The sequence below is a fragment of the Bilifractor sp. LCP21S3_F8 genome (assembly GCF_052117805.1).
Classification (GTDB): domain Bacteria; phylum Bacillota; class Clostridia; order Lachnospirales; family Lachnospiraceae; genus Bilifractor.
Map to the genome: position 1 here is coordinate 21719 of NZ_JBQKIK010000005.1, position 17683 is coordinate 39401.

The 17683-nt window shown below is 50.1% G+C and carries 15 protein-coding genes; 3 read left to right on the forward strand and 12 right to left on the reverse strand.

Going from position 1 to position 17683, the window contains the following annotated elements:
* The first annotated feature begins 9 nt into the window (after positions 1-9).
* Complete coding sequence (gene rpsT, locus ACTQ3A_RS03740; RefSeq protein ID WP_441475937.1) at positions 10-273, forward strand: 30S ribosomal protein S20; 264 nt, start codon at positions 10-12, stop codon at positions 271-273.
* A gap of 320 nt (positions 274-593) precedes the next feature.
* On the opposite strand, the gene holA is transcribed toward rpsT, so the two are convergent.
* The 12 genes from holA to argJ form a co-directional block, all read right to left on the reverse strand.
* Entirely contained in the window at positions 594-1571 is a 978-nt protein-coding gene (gene holA / locus ACTQ3A_RS03745; protein WP_441494083.1) for a DNA polymerase III subunit delta, read from the reverse strand.
* Positions 1572-1651: 80 nt separating this feature from the next.
* Positions 1652-4138, reverse strand: coding sequence for a ComEC/Rec2 family competence protein (locus tag ACTQ3A_RS03750; RefSeq protein ID WP_441495245.1), 2487 nt, complete (start codon positions 4136-4138; stop codon positions 1652-1654).
* A 461-nt stretch (positions 4139-4599) separates the two neighbouring features.
* On the reverse strand, positions 4600-5538 hold the full coding sequence (locus ACTQ3A_RS03755; RefSeq protein ID WP_441099817.1) for a GerMN domain-containing protein: 939 nt from the start codon (positions 5536-5538) through the stop codon (positions 4600-4602).
* Positions 5539-5554: 16 nt separating this feature from the next.
* Positions 5555-7000 (reverse strand): sensor histidine kinase, encoded by a 1446-nt coding sequence (locus ACTQ3A_RS03760; protein ID WP_441494085.1) that lies wholly within the window; start codon positions 6998-7000, stop codon positions 5555-5557.
* 39 nt (positions 7001-7039) lie between these two features.
* Positions 7040-7675 (reverse strand): DUF6320 domain-containing protein, encoded by a 636-nt coding sequence (locus ACTQ3A_RS03765; RefSeq protein WP_441099819.1) that lies wholly within the window; start codon positions 7673-7675, stop codon positions 7040-7042.
* Between the two features lie 27 nt (positions 7676-7702).
* A complete protein-coding gene (locus tag ACTQ3A_RS03770; protein WP_441494086.1) occupies positions 7703-8986 on the reverse strand; it encodes a hypothetical protein in 1284 nt (427 codons plus the stop codon).
* A gap of 3 nt (positions 8987-8989) precedes the next feature.
* Positions 8990-9631 (reverse strand): hypothetical protein, encoded by a 642-nt coding sequence (locus ACTQ3A_RS03775; protein ID WP_441099821.1) that lies wholly within the window; start codon positions 9629-9631, stop codon positions 8990-8992.
* Positions 9632-9794: 163 nt separating this feature from the next.
* Entirely contained in the window at positions 9795-10484 is a 690-nt protein-coding gene (locus ACTQ3A_RS03780) for a response regulator transcription factor (protein WP_441099822.1), read from the reverse strand.
* Positions 10485-10514: 30 nt separating this feature from the next.
* Positions 10515-11357 (reverse strand): helix-hairpin-helix domain-containing protein, encoded by an 843-nt coding sequence (locus tag ACTQ3A_RS03785; protein WP_441494087.1) that lies wholly within the window; start codon positions 11355-11357, stop codon positions 10515-10517.
* Between the two features lie 139 nt (positions 11358-11496).
* A complete protein-coding gene (locus ACTQ3A_RS03790; RefSeq protein ID WP_441099824.1) occupies positions 11497-12684 on the reverse strand; it encodes an aspartate aminotransferase family protein in 1188 nt (395 codons plus the stop codon).
* Complete coding sequence (gene argB, locus ACTQ3A_RS03795) at positions 12674-13567, reverse strand: acetylglutamate kinase (protein WP_441494088.1); 894 nt, start codon at positions 13565-13567, stop codon at positions 12674-12676. The genes ACTQ3A_RS03790 and argB overlap by 11 nt, the downstream gene beginning before the upstream one ends.
* A 26-nt stretch (positions 13568-13593) precedes the next feature.
* Positions 13594-14817, reverse strand: coding sequence for a bifunctional glutamate N-acetyltransferase/amino-acid acetyltransferase ArgJ (gene argJ / locus ACTQ3A_RS03800; RefSeq protein ID WP_441494089.1), 1224 nt, complete (start codon positions 14815-14817; stop codon positions 13594-13596).
* A 625-nt stretch (positions 14818-15442) separates the two neighbouring features.
* Between argJ and ACTQ3A_RS03805 the strand changes: the two genes are divergently transcribed.
* Complete coding sequence (locus tag ACTQ3A_RS03805; RefSeq protein WP_441475948.1) at positions 15443-16681, forward strand: argininosuccinate synthase; 1239 nt, start codon at positions 15443-15445, stop codon at positions 16679-16681.
* 314 nt (positions 16682-16995) lie between these two features.
* Positions 16996-17637, forward strand: coding sequence for an orotate phosphoribosyltransferase (locus ACTQ3A_RS03810; RefSeq protein WP_441099830.1), 642 nt, complete (start codon positions 16996-16998; stop codon positions 17635-17637).
* Positions 17638-17683: the final 46 nt, after the last annotated feature.

Here is a 17683-nt window from a genome sequence, read left to right on the forward strand (position 1 = left end):
GTGTACAGTTTGGCTAACATCAAATCCGCGAAGAAGAGAATTCTCGTTAACAAAACAAAGGCCGAGAGAAATCAGGCCATCAAGTCTGCAGTAAAAACATCTATGAAAAAGGTAGAGGCTGCAGTTGCTGCGAATGACAAGGAAGCTGCACAGGCTGCTCTGCTGAATGCAACATCTGTCATCGACAAAGCCGAGACAAAGGGCGTTCTTCACAAGAACAACGCATCCAGAAAAGTTTCCCGCTTAAGCAAAGCTGTAAACTCTATTCAATAAATCAATAAACGAGCAAACACGAGGAGTCGTCGCCTCGTGTTTTTTATTGTATAAGCTCTTCGAAAACGCAGACAGGATCGTCACGCGCGAAGCGTGTGTAAGAGACTGTATGCGATTTCGAAGGCAACAGGTATGAGGATGAAGCGCGAACGCGCGAAATCCGAATACCTGTAGGATTGCGAGAGTGCGAAGCACGGAGCAATCCGTAGCTTATACAATATTATTATTGAGCAGCTCTTCGAAAACGCAGACACAGGCCGCCTTCCGCGAAGCGCGCGTAAGAGACTGTATGCAATTTCAAACGCTCATACCTGTAGTTTTCACCGACTCCATTTCACAATCATCATCTCCACACTCAGCTTGTCATCCAGCCGCCCCGTCTTCACCTCTTCCTCAACCTGCACAAATTCCCTTACAATAGATTCCAGCTGTAGAATTGAATAATTCCGGCACAGTCCGAGCGTGCGGCTGACTGCAAACGGCGGCATGCCAACTTTTGGTGCAATCTCCCGGTTCGGCATTCCGTCTGCCGCCAGTGTCTTCACCTGCAGGAGCTGATTATACTGTCTCGCCAGGAGATACAAAATCCGCATCGGCGCTTCCTTGAGTGCCAGAAGATCATAGTAATAATCCAGCGCCTTTTTCTGCTGATGTTCCGTAACTGCACGTATCATGTCAAAAATCTGGTTTGTGATCTGGGGAGCGCAGACCGCGTCAATGTCCTGATTTGTGATGACCTCCCTGCCCATGGTATAGCAGAGCAGTTTTTCAAGCTCACTGCTGATATTTGCCATGTCTGTTCCTGTCATATCTAGAAAGTGGCTCATATCCTTCCTGGTGATTTTCTTCCCCTCTCTGGTCATGCGTGTCAGCACCCACCGGGTAAGGGTCTCCTCTGTCTGCGCCGCAAACTCCGCCACATGCCCCTTTTTCTGAATCTGCTTGTAGAGACGATTTCTCTTGTCAACCTCGTCCTCCACAAATATCATCACAAGGTAGTCCGGCAGATGATCCATGTAGTCATCCAGTCTCTCGGTCTTCCGGCGGAAAAATCCACTGTTTTCGACGAGAATAACCCGTCGGTCCGCAAAAAAAGGCAGTGTTTCTGCCTGCGACACAATCTCCTGCTCATCCACGTCCTTACCGGTGTATCTGGTAAAGTTCATGGTATCCCCCTCCGGAACAAGCGCCCGGATCAGAAGATCCCTGTACTGGTTTCTCAGATATGCTTCTTCCCCGTACAAAAGATAAACCCTTTTGAAATTGCCGCCTTTGATATCTTCCCGAATTGTCTTCAACCTTCTGCGACCTCCCTTTCCCGGGATTTTCTGCTCACTGTCTCATCTTACCATATCCGCTTCTCTCCGGAAAGTTCTGATCAACGAACTTCCCCTTCTCTCCCCGAGTTGCTCTGATCCGGAAGTTTCTTCCCTTTTCTCCGGAAAGTTCTGATCCGGAAACTTCCTCTTCCCTTCGTTTCCAGACAGATGGCGCCACAATCTCTCGTCACATAATATTCCGCTCCTGCCTCGCGAATCCTTGTCAGCGTCTCTCCCGCAGGATGACCGTACCGGCTCTTTTCCGGGGCGGAAATCATGCAGACAACAGGTGACGCCTTACGGAGAAACGCAGCAGAGGTAGAATTGCGTGAGCCGTGATGCGCGACCTTTAGATACTCCACGGGTCCGGTCTCCTCCAGAACTATACGCTCTCCTTCCCCTTCCAGATCTCCCGTCAGGAGTGCATCGAAATCTCCGAAAGACAGAAGCAGAACCATGCTGTCCTCGTTTCTTCCTCCGGCGGTGCCATCTGATCCGCCGCCTGCGGTCCCCGATGACGCATCTGCAGCGCTTCCATCTGCACCTCCGGTCTCCTGCACAGCTCCCGGCTCCGCATCCGGATGCATTACCCGGATCCGTAATTTTCTATCCTCAAGTATATCTCCTTTTTTCAGAAGCGCGACCCGGATCCCTGCCGTCCTGCACAGCTTTATAAGGCGTCTCCCTGCAGCGTCCTCCTGCATCTGCGCTGTCAGATAAAGTACGTCCACCCGGATGCGTACCCGTTGACCGACAATCTCTTCCAGAAGCTCCTCGATCCCGTTCAGGTGATCCTGGTCTCCGTGACTAACAAAAATTCCCCGGATCCTTGTAACCCCTCGAGATTTCAGATACGGAATGATCCGGTACTTCCCCGGCTGCTTCACACTGCTGCTTCCTCCGTCGACGAGGTACACCGAATCCCCGCCCGGCTTCCACATTCCGAGTCCCTGGGAGATGACGAGACTGTCTCCCTGTCCGACATCCAGCATAGCAATTGACAACGCCGGACTCCATTTCAGAGAAAGAACCAGCACCGCCGCAGCCACCACCAGCGCCGCGCGCCTTCCCATACCGTGTCTGAGGCAAATCCATACCAGAAGAAGGCAGAATCCATAGGCCATAAGTTGCCACCAATCCGGTTTCCCGACCGTCCATACCGAGCCCGGGATGGTTTTCACAAACAACGCAATTCTCTCAAACACCTGAAGTGAAAGATCGACCGGAATCAGCAGAAGCCACCCGGCCGAAGGACATAACATACCCATGGCACTCCCGACAATACCGAGGATCAGTACCGCTCCCATCGCCGGAACAATCAGCAATGTTGCGAATGGCAGCACCGGAATCTCTGAAAATGCGTAAGCGGCAACCGGGATCGTGCACAGCATGACTGCCACCCACATCAGAAATGCCTCGAGAATTTTTTCAAAAATTTTCTTGATCCGGCTTCCTCTGTGCCAATAATTCTTCGGTACCAGCCCAAGCAATGCTGGGTAAAAAACGGCTGCGCCTCCAACCGCCGCATAGGAAAGCTGGAATCCGGCATCGAAAAGATATCCCGGCCTTGTTAACAGTAGAAGAATGGCCGAGATCCCGACCGCGCACAGCACATCATAAGACCTTCGCAGAATTTTTGCCCCCAGGGCAAGTCCGAACATGATCATCGCACGGACAGCAGAGACCGGGGAGCCCGCAAACACGCAGTAAATTCCTGTCACCGCCGCTGCTCCGACGGCGGCAATGGCCTGCCCTGCCCGGATATGGAACGGCATACAGAGAAGAAGAACCCGGAACAGCAGCTCATAAAATATCATCCCAAGCACTGAGATATGCAGTCCGGAAATTGCCAGAACGTGCATGACTCCTCCGTACCTGTACCGTTCTTTGCTCTCTTCGCTCAGCATTGAGCGGTCTCCAAGCAGCATAGCCGACAAAACCCCGGCCTGTTTCGGATGCATCAGTTTCGCCTGCCGGGCGCTAACTCTTTCCCGGAACGATGCAAGATGCTCCCGTAAGCCTCCGCCCGGGTCTGTCACCATGGCTTTCTCGTTCAGCATTTCATAGAAAATCTTTCTGCACGCATAATATCTCCTGCTGTCAAATTCTCCCGGATTCGAAGGCCCTTTGATTTCCGAGAGTTTTCCCCGGAATATCGCCCTGCTCCCGACCGGAAACTGCGCAATTCCGCGCTGCTTCAATCCTTCTGCGGTTAAAAGACCTGTACCGGCCGCTTCATCATCGTCCGTAAAATCCTTTTCCGGCAGCACCGTGACCTTCAGATAACCAATCCGGATGCTGCAGACCTGATTGTCATCGTCCAGAAACTCAGCTTCGCAATCCTTCACAATATACTGAACAGACTTTTTCTTCCAGCTCCGACCGACAATCTCTCCAGCGCAGCTGGCAGTCGTTCCAGACTCCAGAACTCTTCGCGCGCTCTCTGGAATCTTCGGACGTCCGAAAACGGGGATTCCCGCAAACCGACAGAACAGAATCCCCAGAATCAGCGCAACACAGGCAATACAAACAGGCCGGTATTTCAACACTCCATCCCCCTGATTCGATCATCTTGTCATGATACAGACGTGATAAAGCAATAGTTGTGGAAATATCAAAGCTGTGGAAAAAACAATGAAAGCAAGAAGCTGTGGAAAAACAACGAAACCGAAAAACGGTCAGAAAAACTGTGAAAACAAAGGGCCACGAGAATAAAAGAGGTGTGAAAATAAAAAGTTCGCGTAAATAAAACTGTTAAGAGAAAGATCAGAGGAAGCGGGTCTATGACAGAATCAAAGAAACTTGTAAGAAAAAACAAAAGAAACTGAGCAAATGAAAAAAGAAGAGGAAATCAGAACAGCCGATGCGTTAACATAAATAAACCATAACACTCTGCCTGAAAATACGCAATGTGCAATTCTCACAAAACCGCAGGGTCCTGTTTCTCTATGAAGTGGCCGCCACCCGGGCGGTCACTTCATATCGGTAAAATCTTCCGGTCCTGCCGTCACGAAGAAATCAGATCCTGGTTTCTGGTATACTGCACACTCAGATCCATGCTGTTGCGAAAGACGGTGTCACTTTCGCCGTCGATCGAGAACTGAACCTTCTTGGTATTACAGGTCTCCGCCAGTGAATTCACAATAGCATAGATGGGAATCTCCTCACTGATACTCAGAATCGAATTCTGAACACTGTCATCAAAATTCACGTAGCAGATTCCCGCCTGCGAAATAACACTGAGCACCTGCGTGTCCGTGGAGAATACCGGGTAGTGTCCCTCCTCAGAAGGGCCCTGAATCAGCTCTTCCACAACAGCCTTTTCCACCGGCTCATTACTGCTGTAATAGACCTTCCTCGTTTCCGGAAGCAGCTTCGACCCGGTCTGATCCGTAAAATACAGCGTCATTTCCATCTCCTGGTAGGCATTGATATTCTTTCCGGCATTATCCACAAAACTGTCATCCGTCAAAGCGCCAACCGCATTGCCGCTGCTGTCCGTAAGATCTTTGCCGTCCACGGTAAACAGGATTTTGTCGACACCGTCAATCTGGGCAAAGCTCCGCACGAGGCCGCCTATGCAAAGCACTTTCCTCGTCTGCGCCTGGTCCTGAAAGCCCGCGCCCAGGTCAAGCGTGAGTACCTGATCACTGAGCTTATAATTCTGAATCTTCACTCCGTCCGGCAGAAGGAGAACATCCCCCTTATTTTCCGGCTTCTGTGCCTGCAGGGCAATCATCTCAACAACCTGTCCTTCTGTATCCGGTTCATTGAAGTGATATTCCACCCAGTTGATCCGGTCCTCGTCCTGATTCAGATAATAAAGATACGTCTTCTGAGCAGAAGCGCTGGGCTGAACGCCCGATGAACTGCTGACCGTCGATCCGCAGCCCGCCAGAGAGGCGATAAGGCTGAGAATCATCAGGCAGCTGAGAATCTTCTTCATTCGTCCATTGCCTCCTTTAAACGATGTGAACCAGCGGAATCCGTATGGAAAAAGTGGTTCCCTCTCCAAGCTTGCTCTTGACACGGATTGCTCCGCGATGCATGACGATAACCTTCTTTGTGATCGCAAGTCCCAGACCCGTTCCTCCGATCTCACGGGAATGGCTCTTGTCCACGCGATAGAAACGCTCGAAAATATTGTTCAGGGATTCCTCCGGTATTCCGATTCCGTTATCCACGATCGTCGTATAACAATATTTCCGATCCGCATTCAAGGAAACTCTCACCCATCCGCCCTCCGGCTTATTGTATTTAATGGCATTTTCGATAATGTTTGTAAATGCCAGAGAGATTTTGGTCTCATCCACCTGGGCTGTTATCGGACGGAAGCTGTCAAGAATCAGTTCCACATGAGCCTTATCGGCGATTGGTTTCAGCCGTTTTATAATCTGCTCCAGCTCGTCATTGATATTCACATCCGTAATATTCAGGTCTGCGGATTTCTTGTCCATTTTCACAAGCGCCAGAAGATCCGTGATGATGGAGTTCTCCCGGTCTATCTCCGCCGAGATGTCCTTCATGAAATCGCGGTACTCCTCAATGGGAGCATCCGGGTTCTGATTCAGAACATCCGCCAGCACCTTCATCGAAGTAAGCGGCGTCTTCAGCTCATGCGACACATTCGACACGAATTCCTCACGGCTGTCATCCACCGTCTTCACCCTCGCCAGCATCCGGTTAAAGGCGTCAGTGATCAGTTTTGTCTCGCGATAATCATTGACGGAAATGCTCTCGTCCTGATACCCGTCCGTAATTCCCTCAATCGATCGGGTGATTTTCTGCAGAGGCTTGACAAGCATTCCCGAAAGAATATAGCCGAGAATCAGGATAACGACCGTGATAATTGCGAGAATCATCGTACCCCGTTCCTCCAGAATTCCCTTGCTGATGCTGATCTCCGTGGTTGATACACTGACCAGCAGGACTCCGGCCGTCTCTGCGTCTCTGCTCTTCTTGTCCGGATCCTTGATTCGGAACGTCAGCTCAATGTACTTGTTTGCCTTGTCGTAATGACTGGTTTCCTTTCCGTTCAGGCAGTCCGTAACCTCCTGTGACAGAGAATATTTCCCGTTGTCAATATTAAAGGTATCCATGACGATTCTGCTGTCGCGGTTGATAACGAGGATTCGTCCCCCGTAGATACCGGTGAGCATATTAAACTCCCCGTTAATCACATCATCACTGGTATCGGACAGATAATTCCGGTTAAAAAGCTGATCCACCAGTATTTCGCATTGATTTTTGACCATCACGGTTCTCTGGCTCACCGCGCGGTTCTCATAGCTCTGTACGATAACGCTTTCCACGATAATGGAGGGCACAATGCCCATGATAAAAAGAAGTATCATGATATAAAACCGGATACTTCTGTAAAAAGCAAAATGCTTTATCTTTTTTTTCATAAAAAACTCCAGGTCCTGACGTCTTCTCCTGATATCCGGTCAGATGTTAAAGTATCTGGATGACGCCGATGTGAAATCCTTCCAGCGGAAAATCAGAATCCCGAGGAACATCAGGATACAGGCCGAACTGCTGATTACCGCAGGTATCTGAAAACAATTTATATGTTTCAGCAGAAAAATCCACTGCAGCTGTGAAAGCACCGTATCCATCAGAAGATAGAGTACAAATTCCTGCAGTGCCATTTTCAGCCCCATACCGATCAGTATTGTAGTCACCATAACACCGACGAAGGCGACCGGCATGACCCAGTGGATCGACCACTTATGCCACCCCGTTACCGCATCGATCACAAGACTCAGAAAAATACCGATAATCACCTGCACCTGCATGGTTTTCAGCGCATTGTTCCTGTAGTACATAGTCACGCAGATATCCATAAAGCCTACCACCGCACTCAGTACCGAGAGCGGAATCCATGACGGAACACCTCCCATTATATAAATCATTGCCCCGTCCGAGATCAGGAACACAATCAAAAGGAAGGCTGCAAGTTTCACCGCACTGAGACGGCTGAATTTTCTCTTCGGAAGCGACGGAAAAGCCGGATTTTCCGGTTCCCCCGAAAGCGGTCCTCCGCAGAGCGGACAGCAGCGCTTGTTTCCCCTGATCTTCACGTGGCATCTGCCGCATTCCTGCATTCCTCACACCCCCTCGTCACAGTCATTACTCGCGATTTCAACCGGAACCCCAAGCTGTACCAGCCTGCGGAAAAAATTCATGGCAACCGGATGTCTCTCAAAGCTGGAGACAACACCGAATACCATCTGGTCCTCATATGTGCTGACGCACAGAAATACCGTCTTGCAGGACATAAAACTCGAGAATTTCTCAACATACGGAGACATTTCTGCGGGAAGTCTCACAACACCTACGTTTGAAACTGAGGTTGTAACTCCTGTATTCATCCGATATGCGATTCCCTGCAGTGCCACATTTTTGATAAACAGAGGAATCACGCGTACCGCAAGATTATGTTCCAGCGCAGAATAAGAATTCATGGTCTTCCGGACGTTCTCCTCCGTCAGCTGTTCTGAAAATTCTCTGCTGACCGGATCCATAATGCTCTTCAGGGTACCATCATAATCGCCCGCATAGTAAACCACCTGGATGACGCCGAAAAAGTTCCGGCTCGTCTCTGACGGGAAAAACTGACGAAGATTGACCGGTACGCTGACCACGATCGGACGATTATACTCCGAATGCTTCATCTCCTTCAGAATAGCCTCAATCCAGAGGGCAGTGGTCAGAATACCGACGGTCGCATGGTTCTCATGCGCAACCCTGAGAATCTCTCTGACAGAGACTGTTCCCTCCAGAAGATGTTCTTCCAGATTTGCGTCCTGAATACCCCTGATCTGGTAGGCCTTCACCGGAAACATCTCACGCAGATAGTTTCTCTTCTTCCGTTCACCCTTTTCATAATACTTGCTGAAAGCGTCAAGCTGTTTCTCCATCACCGATCCCTGATCTGACCGGGAAAGAGACCGGTCAAGACCATGCCTCAAAATCAGGTAATTGGTCACAAGTGACTCAATAAACATGTATCCCCCGGTTCCGTCGGAAAGGACATGAAAAATCTCGACATTGATTCTTCTGTGAAAATAGCTCACCCGGTACAAAAAATTTTTCTTCCCGGGAATATAAAGTGCCTTCAGCGCCGGTATATCTTCTTCCCGTACTTTTTCACATCCCGGAAGCTGATCCATATAATACCAGAAGATCCCCTTCCGCAGGCAGCAGTTCATATACGGAAATTCCCTCATGGTTTCTTCCAGCGCCTTCTGAAGGATCTCCGGATTCACCTCTTCCTTCAGCTCACAGACGAGCCGGAAAACCCTGGTATCCGCGCCGACCATGGTCGACGGTATCAGCTTTGCCGCATTATCCAGCCGATACCATTCCCCTGCTTTATGTTCTTTCTCCATATATCAACCTCTGTTCTGCACAAGATTAATCCCGTTTCCGCCTCCCGCTGTGTTTCCGGAAGTATTCGAGCTGTCTTCCTCCGTATAAATATTCCCCGATTCATCCATCCAGTTCCCGGATCCCAGCGGAGAATATACATTCTGATTCTCGTCGTACCACGCAACTCCGCTGTCGTAGGTAACCGTCACCGTATTGCCGTTCCCGTCGGATAGCACTGCAGTATCTCCCTTTACGGCAGAATCGTCCGTCCCGCTGTCCGAGGAAGAAGACGATGACTCCGCACTCTCTCCGGAAGAATTCCTGTCAGAATTACCAACGGAAGGCAAAGAAGCGGATGATGCAGCAGAAGATGTCTGCACCATTTCTCCGGATCCCGCTGTTCCGACTCCGGCAGTGGAATCAGAAGAGTCCGCAGCAACCGCCTGAAGGATGCCCTGACTGCTCTCAGAAGATGCCACTGCGTCCTCTGATCCGACAGATACCGACGCCGATGTGCTCTGTACCGCCTCTCTGTTCTCCGGAGAGCTGTTTCTGCCAGAGGGAGATGCCATATAACGGATAAAAAGTATAACCATCACAGCGATCAGAATTGCCATGATGATCCTGAGCGGTCGGTTGTTAAAGATTCGTTTCCTTCCAGTCATTCGTTTCTCCTCCAATAACTGCTGAATGCTATTATAGCAAAGCCGCGCCGCATCTTCCATACGGAAGCCGCGCTCTGACAGAAAGTCCCACCGTTAACCTCTGCCAACGGTGGGAACTTTACTTCTGCCGCCTGCCCGTGGAAAGCAGGTCTGCCCTTGAATTTTATGCCTGAAAATAATAGCCGACCCCCCACTTCGTGTGAACGTACCGGGGTTCGGATGGATTGTCCTCAATCTTCTCGCGAAGCCGCCGGATATGGACGTCCACCGTCCTGACATCACCCGGATACTCATATCCCCACACGATATTCAGAAGATTATCACGGCTGTAAACCTTGTTCGGATTAAAAGCAAGAAGCTGCAGTACATCGAATTCCTTCGCGGTCAGATTGACCTCGCGGTCTCCGATAAAGACCCGGCGGCTGTCAATGTCCAGCCGCAGATCCCCTGCCTGAATGATCTTTGTCTTCTCCTCGGTCTTTTCCGTTTTTCTCGTTCTCCGGAGGATTGCCTTGATTCTGGCCTTAACCTCAAGAATATTAAACGGCTTCGTGATGTAATCATCGGCTCCGTATTCCAATCCCATGATCTTGTCCATATCCTCACCCTTCGCGGTGAGCATGATAATCGGAACATTGGAAAACTCCCGGATCTGCTGACAGACCTCAAGGCCGCTCATTTTCGGAAGCATCAGATCCAGAAGTATGATGTCATAATCATTCTCCTTCGCCAGATTGAGTGCCTCCTCTCCATCGTAGGCGCAGGACACCTCATACCCGTCCTGTTCCAGCGAAAACCGGATACCCTTTACGATAAGCTTTTCATCGTCAACTACCAGAACCTTATTTGCCATCTCCAGACCCCTGCCTCTAAATGTACATTTTCATACCACAATATCGTCCCGAATCTTCGCAAAAGCCTTTTCCTTGATTCCCTCGACATTCATGATGTCCTCGATTCTGGAAAAGCTCCCGTGTTTTTCGCGGTACGCCAGGATCGCGTCTGCCCGCGCAGCACCGATTCCATGTAATGTCATCAGTTCTTCCCTGCCGGCCGTGTTGATATTGACCTTTGCCTTCCCGGTTCCGCCTGCAGACAGATCCTCTCCCGAACCTGCGCTCTGTTCTGCCGTTCCGGCACCGCTGCCGTTCTTCGGAAGTTTCTCTGCCTCTTCTTTCGTATACACGGTGATCTGCTGTCCGTCAGCGACCTGTGCCGCCTGATTCAGGCTTCGTCCGTCTGCTTCTCCGGTCATTCCGCCGGCCATCGCAATCGCCTCGTACACCCGGCTTCCAGTCGGAAGTTCATAGACACCAGGCGCATTCACGGCTCCGCAGACATAGACATAACACATTTCCGATGTGCTATTCCCCACTCCTGCCGCACGTGCCTCGCCGGAAACATCTTCCGCTTCTCCTGCAACAGGCGCTTTGCCGGAACCGTCATCCGTTTCTCCTGCAGAAAGTGCTTTGCCGGAACCGTCATCCGTTTCTCCTGCAGAAAGTGCTTTGCCGGATGTTTTCTCTTCCGTAGCGGATGATCTGTCTGAACCATCCTCCCGCGAAGATAAGCCATCTAACCGGCCATTTGAAGATTCAAGAACAGCAGACCCGTATCGATAGATGCCCTCATCCTCTCCACAGCCTGATAGAAGAGCCGCGGCTGTAAACGCGATAAAAAGCAGAACGGAAGCATTGCGGATCCGCTTTCTGATTGTATTTATCATTTGTATCTCTCCGATCATCGTCATTTCCTGAATGTTTCCGATAAAGAGATACCCGACCATAAATATTGTAGCGAATTTTTGTAACAATTACAAGAGTAAAGACTCAGAAGAAGACTTTCGCGAAAGATTCAGAAGCGTTTTAAAACGAAGCTTCCAGTCTCCGAATCATTTCATCAATATCTTCCCTCTCGATGATGAGCGGGGGAACCAGGCGGATCACATCTGATCCCGCTGAGATAACCACAAGCCCGTTCTTCAAGGCGTTTCCGACGATTTCACCCACCGGTCTTCCTGTCACAACAAGCCCCTGCATAAATCCCCTGCCGCGGCGCGCCGAGAGAAAATCATATCTGTCTACAAGTGCGTCAAGCTGCTGCTCCAGGTATGGAGTCAGCTTTCTCACATGTTCGACAATGTGATTTTTCTCGAACAGGTCAAATACCGTGCTGACCGCACGCGTCGCAAGAGGATTTCCTCCGTAAGTGCTGCCATGGTCGCCCGGTACCAGAGACCGTGATGCCGCCTTCTCGTTCAGCACAAAGCAGCCGACGGGAACGCCGCAGCCAAGTGCCTTGGCACAGGTCATGATATCCGGCTGTACGCCGAATTCCTGCCATGCCCAGAGATTGCCGGTACGACCCATTCCGCATTGAATCTCATCCAGAATCAGCAAAATATCATGCTCATCGCAAAGCTTCCGGACTCCCTCAAGGAACTCCTTTTCGGCCGGATATATGCCTCCCTCCCCCTGCACAGTTTCCATGATAACCGCACAGGTCTTGCCGTTGATGCACTCTTCAACGCTCTTGAGGTCATTGAATCTGGCAAAACGGATTCCGCCGATCAGCGGCTTGAACGGTTCCTGATAGGAGGTATTTCCGGTGACGGAGAGTGCGCCAAGGCTTCTGCCATGGAAGGAATGCTCCATGGCAATGATTTCATGATCCGAACTCCCGTCCCTGAGCCATGCATACTTTCTTGCGGCTTTGATCGCGCCCTCGATTGCCTCTGTTCCGGAGTTTGTGAAAAACACCTTGCTCATGCCGCAGGACTGCGCCACTTTTCTCGCCGCTTCCGCCATCGGAACATTGTAGTACAGATTGGAGGTATGTATGATATGGTCGATCTGATCCTTCAGTGCGTCATTGTATTCCCGGTTTCCGTATCCGAGGCCGAAAACAGCGATGCCTGCCGCAAAATCCAGATATTTTTTTCCATCCGTGTCATAGAGATGAACCCCCTCACCTCTTTCGAATACTACCGGAAAACGGTTGTACGTGTGAAGAACATATTGATCGGTTTCCTGCATGATTTCTTCAGTCTTCATGATTAAATTTTTCCTCTTCATTTCTCAGAATTGCGGTGCCGATACCCTTGTTTGTAAAGATTTCCAGAAGCAGACAGTGCGGAATTCTTCCATCCAGAATATGCACCCGGTTTACTCCGTTATTGATGGCATTGATACAGTTCTGAAGCTTCGGGATCATTCCTCCCGCCACATGGCCGCTCTCCATCAGGCTCTTTGCTTCATCGATCGTGAGAAGAGAGATGAGTGTAGACGGGTCATCCTTGTCATAATATACGCCCTCAATATCACTGAGGAACGCCAGCTTCTCCGCCTTCACCGCTTCCGCAATTGCGCTGGCAGCATCATCGGCATTAATATTATAGGAATGATACTCGTCGTCGGCGCCAACCGGACAGACGATCGGAAGAAAGTCCTTTTCCAGAAGATCGTTCAGGACCTTCGGATCCACCTTGCGAATATCGCCCACGTAGCCGATATCCTCACCGTCGGAATACTTCTTGTCAACCTGAAGAAGTCCTCCGTCCTTTCCACTGATTCCTACAGCCTTTACGCCAAGGCTCTCAACCATGCTCACCAGTTCCTTATTCACCTTGTTCAGAACCATTTCGGCGATCTCCATGGTATCCTCATCTGTCACACGCAGTCCATTGACAAACCTCGGCTGCATGCCGACCTTTCCGACCCACCTTGAAATTTCCTTTCCGCCGCCATGAACGATAATCGGTTTGAATCCGACCAGCTTCAGCAGAACCACATCCTTGATGACATTCTTCTTCAGCTCATCGTCGATCATCGCGCTTCCGCCGTATTTTACCACTATAATCTTGCGGTTGAATCTCTGAATATAGGGGAGTGCCTCGATGAGAACCTCCGCCTTGTCTAAGTATTTCTGATTAACCATCTTTCACCTCCGGAGCCATGCAGAAATCAGGATCTGTAATCTGCGTTGATCTTAATATAATCATAGGTGAGGTCACAGCCCCAGGCTGTCGCCTCCTCGTTTCCCATCTTGACGTCTGCAATACACGTTACCGCATCCTCAGAGAGAATCTTTGTCGCCTCATCCTCGCTGTAGCCCGTCGAAACGCTGTTCTCTACGATTTTAATCCTACCGGCTTTGCTTTCAAAATAAAGATCCACATTCTCCGGATCAAATTTTGCACCCGAATATCCCATTGCGCAGAGGATTCTGCCCCAGTTTGCATCTCTTCCGTAGATCGCCGCCTTCGTAAGGTTTGATGTAACAATCGATTTCGCCAATGTTACAGCCTGATCCTTCGTCTTTGCGTGCACAACCTTTACTTCGAAAAGTCTGGTTGCTCCCTCTCCGTCGCCCGCAATCATCTTCGCAAGTTCACGGTTCACCGCAAAAAGCGCCTCGACGAATTTATCATAATCCTCTCCACGGGAGGTAATATCCGGATTCCCGGCAAGACCGTTCGCCATGATCACGCAGGTGTCGTTCGTGGAGGTGTCTCCATCAACCGAAATCATATTGTAAGTATCCTTCACCACCGTTGACAGCGCTTCCTGAAGCATCGTCCCGGAAATCACCGCATCCGTGGTGAGAAAAGAAAGCATCGTGCACATATTTGGATGAATCATGCCTGCGCCCTTGCACATTCCACCGATGGTCACTGTTTTTCCGCCCAGTTCGATCTGCACCGATACCTCCTTCGGATGCGTATCCGTGGTCATAATGGACTGTGCCGCAATAGAAGCCGCTTCCCGGGAATTGTCCAGCATCGGAGCAAGAAGATGGATTCCCTTTTCAATGACATCTACCGGGATCTGCGCTCCGATCACTCCGGTCGAACCGATCAGCACCGAGTCCACAGGAATATCAAGCTCTCTTGATGCTGCCTCAGCCGTTTTCCGACAGGCCTCATAGCCCTGTGCACCCGTAGCCGCATTTGCGATTCCGCTGTTGATCACAACCGCCTGCGCGCTCTTGCTGTCATGCACCACATGCTGATCCCATTTCACCGGAGCCGCCTTGACAAGATTCGTCGTAAAAGTACCCGCAACAACACAGGGCACAATACTGTAAATCATCGCCATATCCTTTGTATTTCCCTTTTTAATGCCAGTGTGTCCGCCCGCAGCCTTAAATCCCATAGCTGCTGTCACACCATCATGTCCGATCTTCATATAAAACCTCCTCCTCGTCGATTCTCTGTTAAGAATAAACTTCTTTTTCGGATATGTAAAGAGTGAATTGTGCATAATTATGCATTAAATTTTAATTTTATGCATATTATTTCAACTTAATGCATTTAGCTCTTGCATATCATACACAAGTGATGTATATTCGTGTATAAGTCCAGTCGCAATGTTCTTGGCTCACGGGGAGCTTGCTCACCAGTGAGCAAGAACATTAGCGACGACAACAGGTATGAGCATGGAGCGTTGCGAAGCAACGCGAGAATGCGAATGCCTGTTAGCGGCACGAAAGCTGCGAAGCAGCGAAGTGACGCGGGGACTTATACACGACACACTTCGAAACGCAAACAGTTCGCCTGTCGCGAAGCGCGCGTAAGAGACTGTATGCGATTTCGAAGACAACAGGTATGAGCGTGAAGCGGTGCGAAGCTGCCCAAAATCCGCTTCAATTCACCGGAAATGCTTGTTCCGTCCCCGGCGACCCGGTATAATGAGAATGTTCCGTGTTCCGGTCCATGTACAAGCCCTTCCGCTTCTGTACAACCGGCATACCGGCTGCATCCGATAAAATCGGTAATTTCATATTTGATATATATAAAGGAGGAAATTTCCCATGAGTGAAAAGGTTGTTCTTGCATATTCCGGCGGTCTGGATACCACAGCGCTGATTCCCTGGCTGAAGGAGAACTTCGGATATGAGATCATCTGCTGCTGCATCAACTGCGGACAGGAAGAAGAGCTGACCGATGACAATCTGAACGAAAGAGCGCTGAGCTCCGGAGCTTCCAAGCTCTACATCATCGATGTCATCGACGAATTTGCTGAGGATTACATCATGCCCTGTGTCAAGGCAGGTGCGGTCTATGAGCACAGCTATCTTCTCGGTACCTCTATGGCACGCCCGCTGATCGCGAAAAAGCTTGTTGAAGTAGCGCACAAGGAAGGCGCAACCGCCATCTGCCATGGAGCAACCGGAAAGGGTAATGATCAGATCCGTTTTGAGCTCGGCATCAAAGCCCTTGATCCCACCATTAAGATCATCGCCCCCTGGCGTATGACCGACGTATGGACCATGCAGTCCCGTGAAGATGAAATCCAGTACTGCAAGGACCACGGCATCGACCTTCCTTTCTCCATGGGCAAGGGCTACAGCCGTGACCGGAATCTGTGGCATATCAGTCACGAAGGTCTCGAGCTGGAAGATCCTTCACAGGCACCAAACTATGATAAACTTCTGGTCCTGAGTGTCACCCCCGAAAAAGCACCGGACAAGGTCACCGACCTTACCCTTACCTTTGAAAAGGGTGTCCCGAAGACGCTGAACGGCAAGGAAATGAAAGTAGCCGAGATCATCGAAGAACTGAACAAGCTTGGCGGCGCAAATGGAATCGGCATCATCGATATCGTGGAGAACCGTGTCGTTGGAATGAAATCCCGCGGCGTCTATGAAACCCCGGGCGGAACAATCCTCATGGCCGCGCACGATCAGCTTGAGGAACTCGTGCTTGACCGCGAAACCATGGAGACAAAGAAAAAACTCGGAAGCCAGCTGGCACAGATTGTTTACGAAGGAAAATGGTTTACTCCTCTTCGCGAAGCCATCAGCGCATTTGTCGAGTCTACCCAGAATGTCGTAACCGGCGAAGTAAAGCTTAAGCTCTACAAGGGCAACATCATCCGCAACGGAACGACTTCTCCGTACAGCCTCTACAACTCCTCCCTGGCTTCCTTCACCACCGGAGATCTTTATGATCACAGTGATGCAAGCGGATTTATCAATCTCTTCGGACTGCCGCTGAAGGTACGCGCCCTCATGATGGAAGATGTCAAGAAGCAGAATAAAAATAAATGAATCACTACAAATAAATAGCAGATTCATCCAATGGGGACTGCCGCTCATATGGCAGTCCCTTTTTCTTTTTCGAATATTCTCGTTGTCCCCTCCGTGGTCTCGATCCGGATTCCCGTATATATCAGTCCCTTTTTCCGTAATATCCGCAGACGGGAAGGCATATTTAACATTAATCCTGCGTTTTTTCTGTATTTTTTGTGCAACTTTAGCATTATCTATGGTATAATCGTTATATGAATCCTCAGCTTATAGAGAAAGATTCGCAGAATACAGAAAGCTGATATCCGGCGGCTGTAAGAGGAAAGGAGCACAATATGGACAAAAACTATGTCAAAATACCGGCGGTTATGAATTCGAATGTATCCTTGAAGGTGATCCGGGGTCATTTTGCGACCTCACACTCCCATATCAACTGTTTCTTCGATATCACAACCATGAAGACCCGCTGCAGCGAGGCGCACAACGTCGCATCTCTTCTTGCCATGCACTACTCCGTTGATACGCAGGTTGATACAATCATCTGCATGGATGGCATGGAGGTTATCGGCACATACCTCGCGGAAGAGCTTACAAAATCCGGAATTCTCTCTATCAACGCACACAAGACCATCTATGTTGTCTCCCCCGAATACATCGCATCAGGACAGATCATTTTCCGCGACAACATGCAGATTGCGCTCCGCGGCAAGCACGTGCTGCTTCTCCTGGGCTCCATCACAACAGGCCGTTCGCTGGCAACGATTCTCGAGAGTGTCCGCTATTACGGCGCAACCGTCAGCGGCGCATGTGCCATCTTCAGCGCAGTGGATGAGGTCAAGGGAATCAAGGTCGCGGCAGCCTTCCATGCGTCCGACGTTCCCGAATACGAATCCTACAAGACCAGTGAATGTCCGCTCTGCAAAAAGAAGGTTCCGATCGACGCTCTCGTCAACAGCTTCGGTTATTCTCTGCTCTGACAACGAGATAAAACACGCTGCGCGAGTTTTATCTCGCTATCGCGAC